Origin of the sequence: Nonomuraea sp. NPDC049141 (assembly GCF_040648415.1) — a bacterium.
Taxonomy (GTDB): Bacteria; Actinomycetota; Actinomycetes; order Streptosporangiales; family Streptosporangiaceae; genus Nonomuraea.
The window spans coordinates 51166-65333 of sequence record NZ_JBEZDR010000036.1; the positions used below are offsets into that span (position 1 = coordinate 51166).

Genomic DNA, 14168 nt, shown 5'->3' on the forward strand with positions numbered 1-14168 from the left:
CCGCGTGGATAAGTATCTCGGGGACACGGGCTGACTGGGCCTGGCAAGCTCTGTGGTCGCGCACCGGCGGGCGTGGCGGTTGGCCCAATCAGATTGCCAGGAATCGGCTCTTCTGTAGGGTCCATGCGCTGAGATTGAATGCCGCTGTGCAGATAGACATGTGGTTCGACCCGAAATGCCCTTGGGCGTGGAACGCCTCTCGCTGGCTGCTCGAGGTGGAGCAGGTTCGCGACGTTCAGGCCCGGTTCCATGTGATGAGCTTGGCCATTCTGAACGAGCGTCGCGATGATCTGGAGGACTGGTATCGGGAGTGGCTGGGTGACACCCGCGCTCCTGTGCGGGTTGCGATCGCAGCTGAGCAGGCCTTTGGCAACGGCGTGCTCCGTGACCTCTACACGGCACTCGGCAACTTGATGCATCACGCCAAGATGCCTATCGGCCGGGAGCTCTTCACGAAGGCGCTGGTCGCGGTGGGACTGCCCGAACGGCTGGCGGATGCCGCCGACTCCGCAGAGTACGACGAGGCGCTCCTCGCCAGTCACCGCGCGGGCCTGGACCCTGTCGGGGAGAACCTCGGCACACCTGTGATCCACGTCCCCACCCCAGACGGGTCGGTGAACGCCTTCTTCGGGCCGGTGGTAACCCCGGCGCCCCGCGGCGAGGCGGCGGGACGGCTGTGGGACGGAATCCTCCTTACTGCGGCGACCGACGGGTTCTTCGAGCTCAAGCGCGGTCGTACCCGTTCACCACAAGTGGACTGATGAGCCTCCGAGCGCACGCTCGGGCTCGCCGAGTTGAGCAGTTCCATCGGCGACGGCACGTTCTTCGCGACGTCGGCCCTGTACTTCACCGTGATCGTCGGCATGTCGGTGCCGCGGGTCGATTGTTGTGCACCAGGTTCCACGGGCCTGGGGAGTGTCCCCGTCTGATCCTCGAGGCGAGGGCCGGTAGGCAGGTAAGGCGCTGGCAGGCGAGGACGAACGCCTGGGCGCCCAAGGCCAGGTGCGCTCAATCCGCAGCTTCCGATGCCGGGCGTCGGAACCAGAAGCCACGGTCAACACCCCCGACCGGATCCTTAAGCGGGATCGCCGTCCTCATAGGTTCTCCGGAGGCACGGCTCCGCCGGCGGCGACGCGTATCGCCAACCCGCTGGGAAGCAGCAGCTGCTGCTGGGCTGAGCACGAAACCTAGGAGTGATGATGAGCCTGGCCAGCCTCGGGCTGACCACAGAGCAGGAACGCCTCTACCGCTACCTGCTGCGCAAACCGCATGCCAACCTGGATGCGGCCGGCGTGGAGCTCGGCATGGCCGACGGGCGCGGCGTGGCCGCCGAGCTGCGCGCGCTGAGACTGGTGGACGAGGCGCTGACCGTGGTGACCCCGACCGCCGCCGTGGACCTGCTGGTGCGGCGGCGGGTGGAGCAGACCCAGCGGCAGCTCACCGAGCTGACCGTCGCCTGGGACGTGCTCAAGGAACTGACCGAGGAGCATCGCAGCGGCCGGCATGTGCAGATGGTCGAGCACCTGACGGACGGGCCGACCGTGACCCGGCGCATGTATGCGATGCTGGGCGACGATCCGGGTGAGTTCGTGCACATGAAGGAACGGGCACTGTACCGCGGGACCGAGTACGCCGCCGCTCCGTTCAAAGGCTTCCTGGCCGCCGGTCTTCGCAGCCGCACCCTGTTCTCAGCGCAGGCCCTGGAGGACCCCGAGCAGGAGCCGTACGCGCGGTTCTGGCACACGCTGGGGGACCTGCACCGGGTCACCACCGAGCCGTTCCGGCACCTGGCCGTCGTCAACCGGTCGGTCGCGTTCGTCCAGGCCGATCCCGCTGACCCGAAGGCAGGCGCGCTGCAGATCCGCCAACCTGGCGCGGTGGCGATGCTGGCGGAGGTCTTCGAGGGCATGTGGGCACGCGCCCGTGACCTGGACGACCTGCCGCTGTCCCCTGTCGAACAGCGGGTCCTGCATGCGCTGACCAGCCATGACACCGACGAGGCCGCAGCCCGCTCGATCAACGTCTCGGTCCGCAAGTTCCGTGCCCACGTCGCCGATCTGATGGCCCGCCTCGGTGCGAGCACCCGCTTCCAGGCCGCTCTGCTGGCCAGGGACCGCGGCTGGTTGTGACGCCCCTGGCGGGCACGCAGAATCATGCTCTTCGTCTGCTGTCCCCGGTACACGCGGTGTGCACCGAACCGACCGTGACCACCTGCGAGCGGTGACCGCTGACGCGGTCCAGCTACTGCCCGACGACGAGAACATCCGTCCGTACACCGACCGAGCCCGGCTGCGTCGAACCAGGCGGAAGCGCCAATCCGAGCCCAGTGCCCGGAACTCGGCACGGTGTGGGGGAGCCCGAGAGGACGATCATGCCCTGATCTGCCCGCTCAGCCGGCAGCTCAAGGGTCCGTCCGCGCGGTGAAGGCAGCTCGGTGGGCGATGGCCCACTGCTGGAAGGTCCGTGGTGGCGTTCCGGTCACCTGCTCCACCGTCGGATAGATCTGGGATTCGTCGAGCGTGCCGTCGCTGTAGAAGCTGAAGAACGCTTGGATGTACTCTTCGGGGATCTTTCCGGCCATGTCGGCCCGGGCTTCCGCGTCCGACAGCGCGTGGAAGCGCAGATCACGGTCGAGAACCTCGGCCAGGACGGCCAGCCGCTGGGCGGGCAGGAGCCGTTCCGGCCCGCTGAGCGGGTACACCCGTCCCTCGTGGTTGGGATCCAGCAGGGCGCGGACGGCCACGGCCGCGATGTCGTATGGGTCGACCGAGGCGATCGGCACCTCGCCGAACGCATCCCTGATGACATCCCCGGCCTGCAACTGCGGCAGCCAGCGCAGCGCGTTGGACATGAACGCATTGGGCCGCAGGACCGTCCAGGCCAGCCCGGATTCGCGCACGGCCGTCTCCGAACGGATCATGTACTGCGAGACGGCGTTGCGCGTGTCGGTGGCGACGCTGGCCAGGCTGGACAGCAGCACGACCCGTTCCACTCCGGCCTGCCGTATCCGGGCGAGCAGGCCCGTCATGTTCCGGTAGCCGGGCAGCAGGAACACGCTGCGCACCCCGTCGAGCGCGGCGCCGATCGAGCTCGGCTCGTTCAGGTCGCCGACGGCCTGCTCCACCGGCAGGTCGGCGGGTTCGCGTACCAGCACGCGCGCGGGTTCTCCGGCGTGCACCAGAGCCTGGACGACCTCGCCGCCGACGTTGCCGGTGGCTCCGCTGACGAGGATCATCGCAGCGTCCTGCCGAAGTGGGCGACGACGGCGTCGACCGACACGGTCACCTGTGGCTCCTGGTCGTAGAAGTCGAACTGGGTGCCCTGGGTCCAGTGGATGTCCTTGGGCCCGGCCAGCCCGGCGTGGAAACGCCGTGCCCCATCGGGGATGGCGGCGTCCTCGCTGTGCACGAGCAGGGTGGGCTGGGTGATCTGCGGCGCGAGGACGATGGAGTCGTAGGTGAGCCAGTCCGGCCAGGACATCACCGCGAAGCGGTTGGGCCAGGCGGGGATGCCGCCGCGCTCGGGGTTGAGGTAGAAGTCGATGTCGTACGGCATGGCCGCGCGCGGGTCGGTGGCGCTGACGACCGGCACGTAGTCGATCTCGCCGGTCTCGTCGTACCGGGACCGGGCCTCCCGCCCGATCTTGATCTTCTCGGCGATCGCCTCGGCGCCGCCGTACGCCTGCTCGCAGATGGCGGCGTCGTGCAGCCACGGCGCCACCAGGGCCAGGGACGTGACGAGGGGGTCGTGGGCGGCGTTGCCGGCCATGTACATCGCGGCCGCGCAGATGCCCAGCGCGCCCAGCCGGTCGGCGTCGACGGCCGGGTGGGTGGCCAGAAAGGCGACCGCGTGGTGGATGTCGAGGACCTTGCGGGCCGGCTCCTCCACGTCGCGCGGCTCGCCGCCCGACTCGCCGAAGCCGGTGAAGTCGAAGGAGAGCGCCGCGTAGCCGCGTTCGGCCAGGCGCTGGGCATAGCGGTCGGCCATCAGCTCCTTGACGCTGGTCCAGGTGCCCGCGACCACCACGCCCGGGGCCCGCTCCACGCCCTGGGGCAGGTACAAATTGCCGGTCAGGGTGACGCCGTCGCTGTCGAAGGTGACCTTGTTCACGCATACTCCAAAGTGGCCTTGGTGATCAAACCGTTGGTGATGTCGAAGTGGTAGTTGGCGCGGAAGCCGCCCGCTCCGCCGGGCTTGAAGCGGACCAGCATGGTGACCCCGCCGGTGCGCGGGGTGTGGTTCAGCAGCGTGTAGACGCCGCCGATGACCTCGTCGGCGGCCCACCGCCGGATGGCGTCCCGGCCGCGGATCTCGCGCCCGACGTCGATGACGAGGCCGTCGGGCGCGAAGGCGGCGGCCAGAACGTCGGCGTCCTTGGCCGCCACGGCGTCCAGGTAGCGCTGCGCCGCCGGGTCCAGCGGCCCGCGGGAGGCGGTCGGCGAGGGCAGCGGCTGGACGGCGTCGGTGGCGACCGCGCGCAGGAAATCGCTGCCGGTCACGGCCACCACCCCGCCGACGACCAGCACGGCCGCCGCCACACCCACGATGGTGGGTATCCTCATCGGGTGCCGTCGCTCCAGGCTGCGGTCATCAGCACTTCGGTGATTCGCCAGCCGTCGCCGGTGCGTGTCAGGTCGAAGCGGTAGGTGCCGCCCAGCGTCCACAGGGTGTCGTCGGTCTTGCGGTGGGTGGCCTGGAAGGAGGCGGTGCACACCGCGGTGTCGCCGTTGATGGTGGCCAGGTGGTTGCCGATCAGGTGCTGCGTGGCCACGTAGGCGCCGAGCGCGCCCTGCCAGCCCTCGATGATCTGCGCCGGGGTGAGGGTGATGGGTTCGCCTCCGTTGAGGCTGGTGTAGTCCAGCCTCACCTTGTCGGCGAACACCTCAGCGAGCCTGCTCCACTCCCGCTGATCGGCGTACCAGGCCATCCGGGTGCAGGTGTCGAGGATGTCGAATCGATCCATGCGGCCCAGCATGGCGGTCGTCGCTGCGGGCGCGGGAGACGGAGAAGTTGCAGGCAGGGCTGCAGGAAACTGCGACGTTGGGCGCGGAACTTGCGCACGGAAACGTCGAGCGAGCGTGCTGTCTCCGGGGGCGCGGGCTGGACCGGCGGGCGATCGTCCAGTTCGAATCGAGGTGTCCGTGACGTGTGAACGCTTTCCTCAGCCTGGGCCATGGCCCTTTCGTCCTTCTTCGGTGAGGTGATGCCTGCACGGTGAGGGCGTTGAGTCACGGTGGCCGGGGATGATTGCGGCGATCGACTGGTCCACGTCCGTCTCGGCCGTGTAATCGTTCGACGCTGAGATCCGCATCAGCCGCCGCCCTCGCCAGGTCGTGCCCGCCCAGCAGGTGCCGTCCGCCTGCACCGCCGTCACCACCTGGTCGGTGCGCGTGTCGTCGCCGAAGCTGGCCAGCACCTGGTTGAGTACGACCTCGTTCACCACCTCGAACCCAGCCGCGGTCAGACCATCGGCGAACCGGCGGGCCAGTGCGCAACAACGATCGACCAGGGCCGCGACCCCCGTCGCGCCCCAGCTCCCGCAGCCCGGCCCACACGGCGAACCCGCGGGCCCGGCGCGAGGACTCGGCGGTGAGGTCCGCGCCTGCCGGAACCGACCAGGTACGCGGCGGTGTAGGACATCACCGCCGCGTGCACGTCGGGGCGGGCGCAGAACGCGAAGCCTGAGTCATAAGGTAGGTTCAGCCATTTGTGACTATCACAGGCCCACGAGTCCGCCAGCTCCAGCCCGTCCACCAGATGCCAGGTCGCGGGGTTCGCCGCCGCCCACAATCCGAACGCTCCGTCCACGTGCGCCCATCCGCCGTGCCGGTGGACCAGCTCGCATGCCTGCCGCAGCCGGTCGCAGGCGCCGGTGCTCAGGTTGCTGGCCTGGAGGCAGATGATGGTGGGGGCGGGGAGCCGGCCCGGAGCACCGCCTGCAGTGCTTCGAGGTCGATGGCCGTTCGGTCCGGCCGGCACCGGCTCCACCACGTCCGTCCCGAGGCCGAGCAGGCCCAGTGCCGGAACGAGGTGCGCTGGTAGCCCTCGCGCCGCTCGGTGGCCACCGGCAGCATGGCGACCGCGTCGGCCAGCAGCGGTCCCTCCGCGCGCTGTGCCGCCGTCTTGAGCGTGTTCTGGACAGGGCTCGCGGCAGCGAGATCGGGGGTGGCGGCCATCAGGGTCATGCTGGCCAGTAGGGCCGTGCTGGTGAGGGCGGTACTGATCAGGGAGTGGCGCCGTGGGGGGGGTGGGACATGCCGGTCCTCTCACAGGGAACTACAAAGAGCGAATTTCCAACTACTCAATGTAGCGATCTTTGTGAGGGTGACTCTCTACCGGTGTGGTGACCGTTCGGTTTCCCTGGGTTCTCCGGACCACGAACCCGAGTGGAGGGCCTGGAACGGCCCCGGTCCGCATGGATGGACCGGGGCCGTTCGTCGTGACCGGGCTTGGTCTGCCTCTCCTTGGGAGGTTGCGGGTCACAGGCTGCGGGCGGTGATGTCGCCGTTGGAGGTGGTGGCGTGGATGTCGAGTTCGGTGGTGCCGTTGTTCTTGAGGGCGTTGGTGATGCGGCCGTAGCTGGTGCCGGCGTCCAGGGCGGCCGAGACCCCGGTGGCGGCGGCGATCGCGATGTCGCCGGATTGGGTGCGGAGCACGACCTTGCCGCCGGTGGCCTCGGCGATGCGGATGTCACCCCGTGCGGTGCTGATCTCCGCGGGGCCGGCCAGGCGGCCGACCTCGACGTCGCCGTCGGTCGCGGTCAGGCGCAGGCTTGCGGTCTCGTCGAGCTTGATCTGGCGGTACGCGCCTTCGAAGGCGATGTCGCCGAGGCGGCCGACGGTCCGGAGTTCGGCGCTGGCCGTCTTGGCCTCGATGTGGGAGCCGGCGGGCAGCTTGACGGTCACGTCGATGGATCCGGACGGGCCGAGGTACTGGTTCTTCACCGAGGTCTCGATCCGCAGGACGCCGTCGGCGTAGGCGACCGTGGTCTCCTCGGCCGCCTTCACATCACGGCTCTTGGAGGTGTTCGTGGGCTGGACCTCGACCGTGGTGTCGGCCTGGTCGGCGGCGATGAACTGGACGCGTCCCGCGGGGATGTGCAGGACGGCGGCGATCGGGGCGGGGGTGTCGAACTTCTGCATCGTGTGCTCCTTGTGCGGCGTTCTTTCGATGCCCCTACGATCGCCGACCGCTCTGATACCGAGCCGTCGCCGCCCTGACGCCGCCGCTGACATACGGGCGGAGGTGGCCAGCCGGGCCCGGCCGGGGGTCCAGCCCGGTCGGGCCTCTTGCGTTCAGGGCAAGGTCGGCGCCTGGCCCTCGCCAGTGGTGTCGGGGTGGCCGACCATCACCGGCACCACGTACCGACCCCACGCCGTCTTCTTCTTCGCCATGCCGCGATGATGCTGGGGAGCTCCTGGGGCAGGTCCGGATGCTTCGGCATGGCGAGGGCCTCCCGTGCGCGTCCAGCACGGGAGGCCTCGGAAGAATGGGATCGTCAGTGTGAGGCGCCCCGCGGCGGCGGGCGGATCATCGTTCTCCAGCGCCCCGACAGCCACGGGCGGGGAATGACGCCTCAACCGGGGTTGAGGAACCGAGGCAGCCGTTAGCGGTGAGAATGATCTTGGGTGAAGTGTGACGTCCGGCTTTGGCGTGTGATCGCTCTATCTGGAGGTTTCTGGCCTGTGGATGATGCGGTGGATGGTGGAGCGTCCGACGCTGTACTCGGTGGCCAGGTCGGCCAGGGATACCTCGCCTTCGGCGTAGCGGCGGCGGATGGAGCGCCGGGCGGGTTCGGGCAGTTTGGGTTGCTTGCCCTTGAGCTTGCCGTTCTTCTTTGCCAGGGCCATGCCCTCGCGGGTGCGCATGTGCCCGAGGTTGGCCTCGAACTCGGCGACCATGGCGAGGGTCTGCAGAAACAGCCGGCCGAACGGGTCGTTCCAGTCGTAGACGGATGCGCCGAGGCCGAACAGGACACCGCGTCCGGACAGGTCGGTGAGGATCTGGTTGGCCTCGGCCATGTTGCGGGCGAACCTGTCGAACTTGGTCACGGTGAAAACGCTGCCGTCCCACACGGCGGCGAGGGCCTGGTCGAGGCCGTTCCGGTTGCGGCGGGTGGTGCCGGAGAAGCCGCGGTCGATGTAGATCCGCTCCTCGGGGACGCCGAGGGCCAGGAGCTGCTCGGTCTGGATGATCACGTCTTGCTCGTCGGTCGAGCAACGGGCGTAGCCGACACGGATTCCGTTCACGCGCTCGAGTGTTCCGGATAGGGGGTCTTCACCGGAACAGTTCGCGGAACACCTATACGGAACACAGTGACCTGGGGCGCTGTCTCGGCTGGCGGGTGTTCCGGTTGAGGATCCCCTTACGGGACACCAGCACAGACTTCCGACCACCGACCCGCGAACCGTCAAGATCAACTATTAGGCGCCGGTGTCCCGGCTCTTACCAACCCCTGAGCCCCGCGCCACAACAAGACACCTTTGACCGCGTGCGCCGAGGCGATCGTAAGATTCACCCGTCGAGGGCCGCCTGCAGGAGGCGGCCGACGCGTTTACGGGTCTGGATGACCGGGGTCGTCTCCACATGGGTGATGGCGGGCAGGGCCGCGACGCGTTCGGTGAGGTACCGGTACACGTCGTGCGCGTCGGTGCAGATCACCGTGGCGACCAGGTTGGTGGGCCCGGTGGTGGCGGCGGCGAAGACTATTTCGGGATGAGAGGCCAGGGCCTCCCCGGCGGCGGCCAGCTCGGCGGGCGGGGCCGAGGCCCACAGCCGCGTGCCCGCGCGGTAGCCGAGGTAGGTGAGATCGAACTCGGCGTAGAAGTGGAGCGCGCCGCCGGCTCGGAGCTCGTCCATCCGCCGCCGCACGGTCGACTGCGACCAGCCGGTGGCGGCCGCAAGATGGGCCAGTCCCGTACGGGCGTCGCGGGCGAGGACGTTCAGCAGGCGTAGGTCATCGGCATCGCAGTGCGGCAGGTCGGCGCCCGTCACCGCGTCGGGCCCCGGGCCGAGTCGGCCTGCCTCCTCCGGCGTGAGGGCGTTGAGCAGCCGAACGCGTCCGGGTGAGCCATAGAAGGTGTGCAGCAGCGAGTAGGCGGTGATGTCCACCACCCGCCCATGGCGGGGCAGACGTTCCAGAAGAAGCTGCTCGCTCTCACCGGGAACCCGGGCGCGGATGATGCACTGCACCTCGGTGCCCCCTGAGATCAATTGCACCCACGCCGTATCGGGACGGCGGGCCAGCGCGGAGGCGATCGCGTCGGCCGCCCCCGGGACACAGCGCAGCCGCAGCATCCAGCGCCCGTGCCCGTAGAAGTTGGCGGGCGGCACCGCCACGACCCGCAGCAGATCGGCCGAACGCAACCGCCGGTAGCGACGCGCGACCGTCTGGTCCGAGACGCCCAGAACCTCAGCGATGCGGCTGAACGAAGCGCGCGCGTCGAGCTGGAGCGCGTGGATCAGCCGTCGGTCAAGCTCGTCCGCCATGTCGGTTTCCACTGTCACAGACTATTCAGTGTCGAATTCGGCTCGTCCGGCCGCTTCTGAGTCGCCATAAGGCCCACCAGATCGCACGATCGTCGGAAAATGAGACCTCCGAAAGGGATGAGGCAATGATTCTGGTGATCGGGGCCACGGGAAACGTGGGGCGACATGTGCTCTCCCAACTCCACGCGACGGGCACGGCCGATGTCCGCGCCCTGGTGCTTCCGAGCGAGGCCACAGCCACCCGAGTGCCCCACGGCATCAGCGTCGCGACCGGAAGCCTCGACGCCCCAGAAGGACTGACCGAGGCACTGACCGGGATCAAGACGGTCTTCCTGGTGTGGCCGTTCCTCACCACCCAAGGCGCGCCCGCTGTGCTTGAAGCGATCGCCCGGCACGCCCAGCGCCTGGTTTACCTGTCGTCGATCGGCGTGGACGGCCGCCCCGAGGAACGCGGCGACCCCATCTTCAAACTGCACGCCGGCATGGAACGCCTGATTGAGGGGTCTGGCCTGCCACGGACCATACTGCGTGGGGACACCATCGCCAGCAACACCCTGAGCTGGGCCGAGCAGATCCGAACCACCGGGGTCGTGCGTGGCCCGCTGACCGCGGCGACGGCGGTCATCGACCCGCGTGACATCGCGGCCGTCGCCGCCCGCACGCTCACCGACGACACTCACCTGGGCGCGACCTACCGGCTGACCGGGCCCCAGACGATCAGCCGCCCCGAACAGGTCCAGGCGATCGGTGCGGCGATCGGCCGCGAGCTCCGCTTCGAAGAAGTCCCCGTCCAGGACGCGCGGGCGCAAATGCTGGCCGACGGCCGTCCGCCCGCCCTCGTGGACGCACTACTGTCGGCGGCCGAGAACCGCTCGGCCTCGACCCTGGTCACCTCGACCGTCGCGGACCTCACCGGGAAACCACCGCGCAGCTTCCAGCAGTGGGCACGCGACCACCGCGAGACCTTCCGCTGAATGAGCGCCCCAAGCCGAACCGGACAGACACACCTCCTGCCGTCCCTTTCGTGCGAAGCAACACCCGTGGTCATCGAACATGCCGAACTAGTGATCGCCCTCGGCCGGGAGGCCGAGTTCGAAGAGGCTTTCGCCCGTGGTCACCAAGCTGTCGCGCAGGCTGCTGGCTACCGCTGGGCCCGTCTCATCCGCCAGATCGAAAATCCTCGCAACTATCCCCTGCTGGTTGGCTGGGAGACCGTGGAGGCACACACTGTTGACTTCCGCCAGTCCGAACTCTTCCAGCTGTGGCGCGAAGCGGTCGGCGAGTTCTTCGCCACCCCACCTGTCATCGTGCACTACGCGCAAGACTCTTGAGGCGCGGACAGTTCCCGTCACGGGAGCAACTAACAGCGACAGGCGATTCTCAAACACCCCGCGGTTGGGGCGGTCAGAGATCGTTCTCGCCTACGAACGGAGGTCTGGAGCTGGCCGGCGCGTTGTCGACGGCCGATTGGGAAGCCCATCGTCCCGCCCGGTGTTCAATGGCGGGCCTACCGCATTCGCCGTGTCCCAAGGGGGTCTACGCCCCCCTCCTCCCACGCCGCCGCCGTCGGGGAGGTCGGGGACCTCGCCGAGCTGGCGCAGGCCTTCGGCTGGTGCTGAGGAGGAGATAGAGTAGCGGCCCAGAACGTTGAGGTGGGCGTGGCCGAGCGGGGACAGCCGGGCGGCGTCTTCGTCCCTGACCGGGATGCTTTGGGCGCGCAGCTGGTCGACCGCGGCCGACAGTGTGACTTGGATCGTTCGACGTCCTCATTGCCCTCCACCTGACCGATGGTGTGCCTCGCCCACGCAAGGTCCGTGTCCGGCAACAAGATGAGGAACCACCTCTGGCAGAGGCCGCGCTTCGCGAACGGCTGCGAAGCCAAGATCGCCTCTAGGTGGTCACTTGGAGTCTGCTTGCACCGTCCGGGGCAGCTACCCCTCAACCAATCGCTGACCTGCGCGTTCTATCGGCGATCTAGCTCCCGCGGCCCGTTTCCGGCGTATTCCGGAACCACCCCATGAAGTCGGTCGAGCGGACCGCCTATCGGGTGTTCCCGCGCTTGATGATGACGCGCGAGCTGTACCTCTTCTACTCGCCCTCGGCCGAGGAGATGGCGTGGGCACGGGAGAAGACCGACACCGATGAGCACCTGCTGGCGTTGACGCTTGCGCTGAAGTGTCTTCAGCGGCTGGGTCGCTTCGCCAAGGCCCGCGAGGTGCCGCCGGTGGTGGTGGAGCACATGCGGCGGTGCCTGGAACTGGGCGAGGACGTCGCGCCGGTGTATGCCTTGCCGCGTACGGCGGAGTCGCATCGGGTGCTGGTGCGGCGCCGGGGGCCCATCCAGGCCATCCAGAGCAAGCACGGCGAGGACTTTCGCACCGTGGAGGAGTCGCCGGCCTCGGTCTGACCGACTCCGCGCAAGCGCCCCGGCGTCCCGGCTGGATCCGCTACAAGCGGCTGATCGATCAGATGCTCCGGGTGGATCTGGACGCGCCGCCCAAGCAGCGGCACACCGCCAAGCGCATCTTCGACCGGCTGCTGTAGGAACACGGCACGGTGGAGGGCTGATGAGCAGGGGACCTACTCCTCCGCCATCCCGACCCTAGACGTGCAAACGAGCAGCTCCGCGATCGAGGCTCTGAGCGGGCTGGGCCTTCGCGGGTGCCGATGACGATGCGTTCAGGCGCTGGCCTCGGCCTCGCGAGGACGGGCATCCTCGGCGGTGCGCAGGTGGCGTACGGGCGACAGCAGCACCCACACGGGTGCCAGCGCGAGACCGATGCCTCCTGCCAGCAGCGCCGGGCGCAGGCCGATCAGGTCGCCGAGCAGGCCGCCGGCCAAGGCTCCCAGCGGGAGCACGCCGAACGACAGCGTGCGGTAGGCGGCGTTGGCCCGCCCGACCACGGCGGCGGGCACGGCGACCTGCCGCAGTGTCACCGCCTGCGAGCCCGACACCGCGATGCCGAACCCCTCCACGAAGTACGCGATGGCCAGTACGGTCGGGCTGGCCGGGCCGGTCACCAGGGGGATGGCGATGAGCGGCGTGGAAGCGATCACCATGGTCGCGATGAGTGCGGGGCCGAAGCCGAGCCTGCGCACCAGCGGCTCTGCGGCGAGCGCGCCCAGCACGGCGCCCACCGCTGCCGCCGAGGCGATGGCGCCGATGACCCCGGCGGACAACCCCAGATCGTGCACGGCGTACAGGACGTAGAGGGCGGCGATGAACTGGCCGAAGAAGTTGAACGTGGCCGCCTCCAGGGCGACGGGCCGGACGTGGCGGTTGCCGAAGGTCGCGCGCAGCCCTTCGGCGATCTCCTGCCGGATCCGCCGGCGCCAGCCGGCCTCCGGGGGCTGCTCGCGATGCCGGATGCGGACCAGGAACAGCGCCGAGAGCAGGAAGGACAGCGCGTCGAAGGCGAGCGCGACGGGCGCGCTGAGCGCCTGGATCAGCAGACCGCCCAGCCCCGGCCCGGCCAGTTGGGCGAGCGAGGCGCTGAACTGCAGGCGGCTGTTGGCCCGAACCAGGCTCTGGCCTGGCACGAGCGCGGGAACGTAGGCGTGGTAGGCGGTGTCGAACAGCACAGTCAGTGCCCCGCTCACCAGGACGATCACGTACAGACCCTCGATGCCCAGCGCCCCGGCCAGGGCGGTGACCGGGATCAGGCCGATCGCGACGGCTCGTCCCAGGTCGGCTCCCAGGAGCAGCGATCGGCGGCGGCTGCGGTCGATCCACACGCCGGCGAGCAGGGTGAGCAGGAGCGCGGGTAGATAGCCGGCGGCGTTCAGCAGGCCCATCTGGGCAGGGCCGGCGTCGAACAGCGCCACGGCGGTCAGCGGCAGCGCCACGGTGGTGATCTGAGATCCCACCTGGGAGATGGACTGCGCGGCCCACAGCGATCCGAAGTCGCGGTTTTCTACCCTCTTGAGAAGCATCACAGGGTTAGAACTAGAGCCTTCTAACCCCTTGTGTCAACTCTTATAGTTAGAGCATGCCGTTCATGTTCGTCGGGGGTTCGCTCCCGCTCGACTTCGCCAACACGGTCAGCTGGCACACCGGGCCGGAGCCGTACGACCATCTGCAGACCCCTGCCGACCTCGCGGACTGGGCGGAGCAGGCGGGAATCCCGGTGCCCGCCGGCACGCAGGCCACACTGGCCGCGGCCCGGGAACTACGCGAGGTGCTGTTCCGCTCCTTCCTGGCCGCCATGAATGAGCACTCCCCCGACCCCGGGGACCTGGACACGGTGAACGCGCACCTGCGGATAGCGATGGGTCACAGGCGGCTGACCCCTGACCTGGCATGGGGCTGGGACGACGAGGGCTCTCCCGACCTGGTGGTGTGGACGATCGCCCGGCAGGGCACCGAACTGCTCGCCTCGCCCGATCTGCGGTCGGTGTCCATCTGTCAGGCCGACAACTGCGGCTGGCTCTTCCTCGACCGTCGCCATCTGCGCCGCTGGTGCACGAAGGAGGGCTGCGGCAACCGGGCCAAGGCGGCCAGGCACTACCAGCGGGTCAAGGCACGGAGGATTTCACCGTGACAGAGGTAATGACCTCTCGTCTCTTGCCGTAGGCGTGAGCGAGGGTCGCGTCCTCGGAGCGGTGTAAAAGGCTCAACGAGGTAGGTGCCGCGGGTTGATCTTAGGCGGCGGCCGTTTCGGGTGTCGAGTCGGACGCCG

General features: G+C 68.9%; 18 protein-coding genes. 6 read left to right on the forward strand and 12 right to left on the reverse strand.

Translation table 11 applies throughout. The annotated features are described in order from the left end of the window. The first annotated feature begins 158 nt into the window (after window positions 1-158). A complete protein-coding gene (locus AB0B91_RS60115) occupies window positions 159-761 on the forward strand; it encodes a DsbA family protein (RefSeq protein ID WP_358341341.1) in 603 nt (200 codons plus the stop codon). Window positions 762-1199: 438 nt separating this feature from the next. Continuing rightward, a complete protein-coding gene (locus AB0B91_RS60120; protein ID WP_358341344.1) occupies window positions 1200-2129 on the forward strand; it encodes a hypothetical protein in 930 nt (309 codons plus the stop codon). A gap of 272 nt (window positions 2130-2401) precedes the next feature. Here AB0B91_RS60120 and AB0B91_RS60125 read toward each other — a convergent pair whose 3' ends face one another. The 10 genes from AB0B91_RS60125 to AB0B91_RS60170 all read right to left on the reverse strand — a co-directional run bounded on the left by AB0B91_RS60125 (window position 2402) and on the right by AB0B91_RS60170 (window position 9501). Further along, window positions 2402-3235 carry an NAD(P)H-binding protein gene (locus AB0B91_RS60125; RefSeq protein ID WP_358341346.1) on the reverse strand — a complete coding sequence of 278 codons (834 nt, stop codon included), beginning with the start codon at window positions 3233-3235 and terminating at the stop codon, window positions 2402-2404. Next, window positions 3232-4110 (reverse strand): alpha/beta fold hydrolase, encoded by an 879-nt coding sequence (locus tag AB0B91_RS60130; RefSeq protein WP_358341349.1) that lies wholly within the window; start codon window positions 4108-4110, stop codon window positions 3232-3234. The genes AB0B91_RS60125 and AB0B91_RS60130 overlap by 4 nt, the downstream gene beginning before the upstream one ends. Continuing rightward, complete coding sequence (locus AB0B91_RS60135) at window positions 4107-4562, reverse strand: nuclear transport factor 2 family protein (RefSeq protein WP_358341351.1); 456 nt, start codon at window positions 4560-4562, stop codon at window positions 4107-4109. The genes AB0B91_RS60130 and AB0B91_RS60135 overlap by 4 nt, the downstream gene beginning before the upstream one ends. After that, window positions 4559-4963 carry a nuclear transport factor 2 family protein gene (locus AB0B91_RS60140; protein WP_358341354.1) on the reverse strand — a complete coding sequence of 135 codons (405 nt, stop codon included), beginning with the start codon at window positions 4961-4963 and terminating at the stop codon, window positions 4559-4561. Before AB0B91_RS60140 ends, AB0B91_RS60135 begins: the two co-directional genes overlap by 4 nt. A 198-nt stretch (window positions 4964-5161) precedes the next feature. Next, complete coding sequence (locus AB0B91_RS60145; protein ID WP_358341356.1) at window positions 5162-5440, reverse strand: hypothetical protein; 279 nt, start codon at window positions 5438-5440, stop codon at window positions 5162-5164. A gap of 20 nt (window positions 5441-5460) precedes the next feature. Further along, window positions 5461-5991 carry a pyridoxal-dependent decarboxylase gene (locus AB0B91_RS60150; protein WP_358341359.1) on the reverse strand — a complete coding sequence of 177 codons (531 nt, stop codon included), beginning with the start codon at window positions 5989-5991 and terminating at the stop codon, window positions 5461-5463. Continuing rightward, window positions 5877-6185 (reverse strand): hypothetical protein, encoded by a 309-nt coding sequence (locus tag AB0B91_RS60155; protein ID WP_358341362.1) that lies wholly within the window; start codon window positions 6183-6185, stop codon window positions 5877-5879. Before AB0B91_RS60155 ends, AB0B91_RS60150 begins: the two co-directional genes overlap by 115 nt. 294 nt (window positions 6186-6479) lie before the next feature. Next, window positions 6480-7142, reverse strand: coding sequence for a DUF4097 family beta strand repeat-containing protein (locus AB0B91_RS60160; protein ID WP_358341365.1), 663 nt, complete (start codon window positions 7140-7142; stop codon window positions 6480-6482). Window positions 7143-7664: 522 nt separating this feature from the next. Then, the gene (locus AB0B91_RS60165; protein ID WP_358341368.1) at window positions 7665-8249 is read right to left on the reverse strand and encodes a recombinase family protein; all 585 of its coding nucleotides are present in this window, start codon (window positions 8247-8249) and stop codon (window positions 7665-7667) included. Window positions 8250-8514: 265 nt separating this feature from the next. Then, window positions 8515-9501: an AsnC family transcriptional regulator gene (locus AB0B91_RS60170; RefSeq protein WP_358341370.1), complete on the reverse strand. Its 987-nt coding sequence runs from the start codon at window positions 9499-9501 to the stop codon at window positions 8515-8517. A gap of 113 nt (window positions 9502-9614) precedes the next feature. On the opposite strand from AB0B91_RS60170, the gene AB0B91_RS60175 reads away from it, so the two are divergent. Further along, window positions 9615-10463, forward strand: a complete 849-nt coding sequence (locus tag AB0B91_RS60175) for an NAD(P)H-binding protein (protein ID WP_358341373.1) — start codon at window positions 9615-9617, stop codon at window positions 10461-10463. A 66-nt stretch (window positions 10464-10529) separates the two neighbouring features. Beyond that, on the forward strand, window positions 10530-10820 hold the full coding sequence (locus tag AB0B91_RS60180) for an antibiotic biosynthesis monooxygenase (protein WP_358341376.1): 291 nt from the start codon (window positions 10530-10532) through the stop codon (window positions 10818-10820). Window positions 10821-10910: 90 nt separating this feature from the next. On the opposite strand, the gene AB0B91_RS60185 is transcribed toward AB0B91_RS60180, so the two are convergent. Next, complete coding sequence (locus AB0B91_RS60185) at window positions 10911-11243, reverse strand: Tn3 family transposase (RefSeq protein WP_358341392.1); 333 nt, start codon at window positions 11241-11243, stop codon at window positions 10911-10913. A 263-nt stretch (window positions 11244-11506) separates the two neighbouring features. Here AB0B91_RS60185 and AB0B91_RS60190 point away from each other — a divergent pair, with 263 nt between their 5' ends. Then, window positions 11507-11896, forward strand: coding sequence for a DUF4158 domain-containing protein (locus tag AB0B91_RS60190; RefSeq protein ID WP_358341379.1), 390 nt, complete (start codon window positions 11507-11509; stop codon window positions 11894-11896). Window positions 11897-12168: 272 nt separating this feature from the next. Here the strand turns inward: AB0B91_RS60190 and AB0B91_RS60195 are convergent, their stop codons facing one another. Next, window positions 12169-13422 carry an MFS transporter gene (locus AB0B91_RS60195; protein ID WP_358341381.1) on the reverse strand — a complete coding sequence of 418 codons (1254 nt, stop codon included), beginning with the start codon at window positions 13420-13422 and terminating at the stop codon, window positions 12169-12171. A 56-nt stretch (window positions 13423-13478) separates the two neighbouring features. Between AB0B91_RS60195 and AB0B91_RS60200 the strand changes: the two genes are divergently transcribed. Further along, on the forward strand, window positions 13479-14030 hold the full coding sequence (locus AB0B91_RS60200; RefSeq protein WP_358341384.1) for an ABATE domain-containing protein: 552 nt from the start codon (window positions 13479-13481) through the stop codon (window positions 14028-14030). Window positions 14031-14168: the final 138 nt, after the last annotated feature.

What these genes read in the sequence shown, in the direction of transcription:
- AB0B91_RS60125 (WP_358341346.1), bottom strand. Translation starts at nt 3,235, where the DNA reads ATGATCCTCGTCAGCGGAGCCACCGGCAACGTCGGCGGCGAGGTCGTC.
- AB0B91_RS60190 (WP_358341379.1), top strand. Translation starts at nt 11,507, where the DNA reads ATGAAGTCGGTCGAGCGGACCGCCTATCGGGTGTTCCCGCGCTTGATG.
- AB0B91_RS60175 (WP_358341373.1), top strand. Translation starts at nt 9,615, where the DNA reads ATGATTCTGGTGATCGGGGCCACGGGAAACGTGGGGCGACATGTGCTC.
- AB0B91_RS60120 (WP_358341344.1), top strand. Translation starts at nt 1,200, where the DNA reads ATGAGCCTGGCCAGCCTCGGGCTGACCACAGAGCAGGAACGCCTCTAC.
- AB0B91_RS60135 (WP_358341351.1), bottom strand. Translation starts at nt 4,562, where the DNA reads ATGAGGATACCCACCATCGTGGGTGTGGCGGCGGCCGTGCTGGTCGTC.
- AB0B91_RS60115 (WP_358341341.1), top strand. Translation starts at nt 159, where the DNA reads ATGTGGTTCGACCCGAAATGCCCTTGGGCGTGGAACGCCTCTCGCTGG.
- AB0B91_RS60140 (WP_358341354.1), bottom strand. Translation starts at nt 4,963, where the DNA reads ATGGATCGATTCGACATCCTCGACACCTGCACCCGGATGGCCTGGTAC.
- AB0B91_RS60155 (WP_358341362.1), bottom strand. Translation starts at nt 6,185, where the DNA reads ATGACCCTGATGGCCGCCACCCCCGATCTCGCTGCCGCGAGCCCTGTC.
- AB0B91_RS60160 (WP_358341365.1), bottom strand. Translation starts at nt 7,142, where the DNA reads ATGCAGAAGTTCGACACCCCCGCCCCGATCGCCGCCGTCCTGCACATC.
- AB0B91_RS60200 (WP_358341384.1), top strand. Translation starts at nt 13,479, where the DNA reads ATGCCGTTCATGTTCGTCGGGGGTTCGCTCCCGCTCGACTTCGCCAAC.
- AB0B91_RS60195 (WP_358341381.1), bottom strand. Translation starts at nt 13,422, where the DNA reads ATGCTTCTCAAGAGGGTAGAAAACCGCGACTTCGGATCGCTGTGGGCC.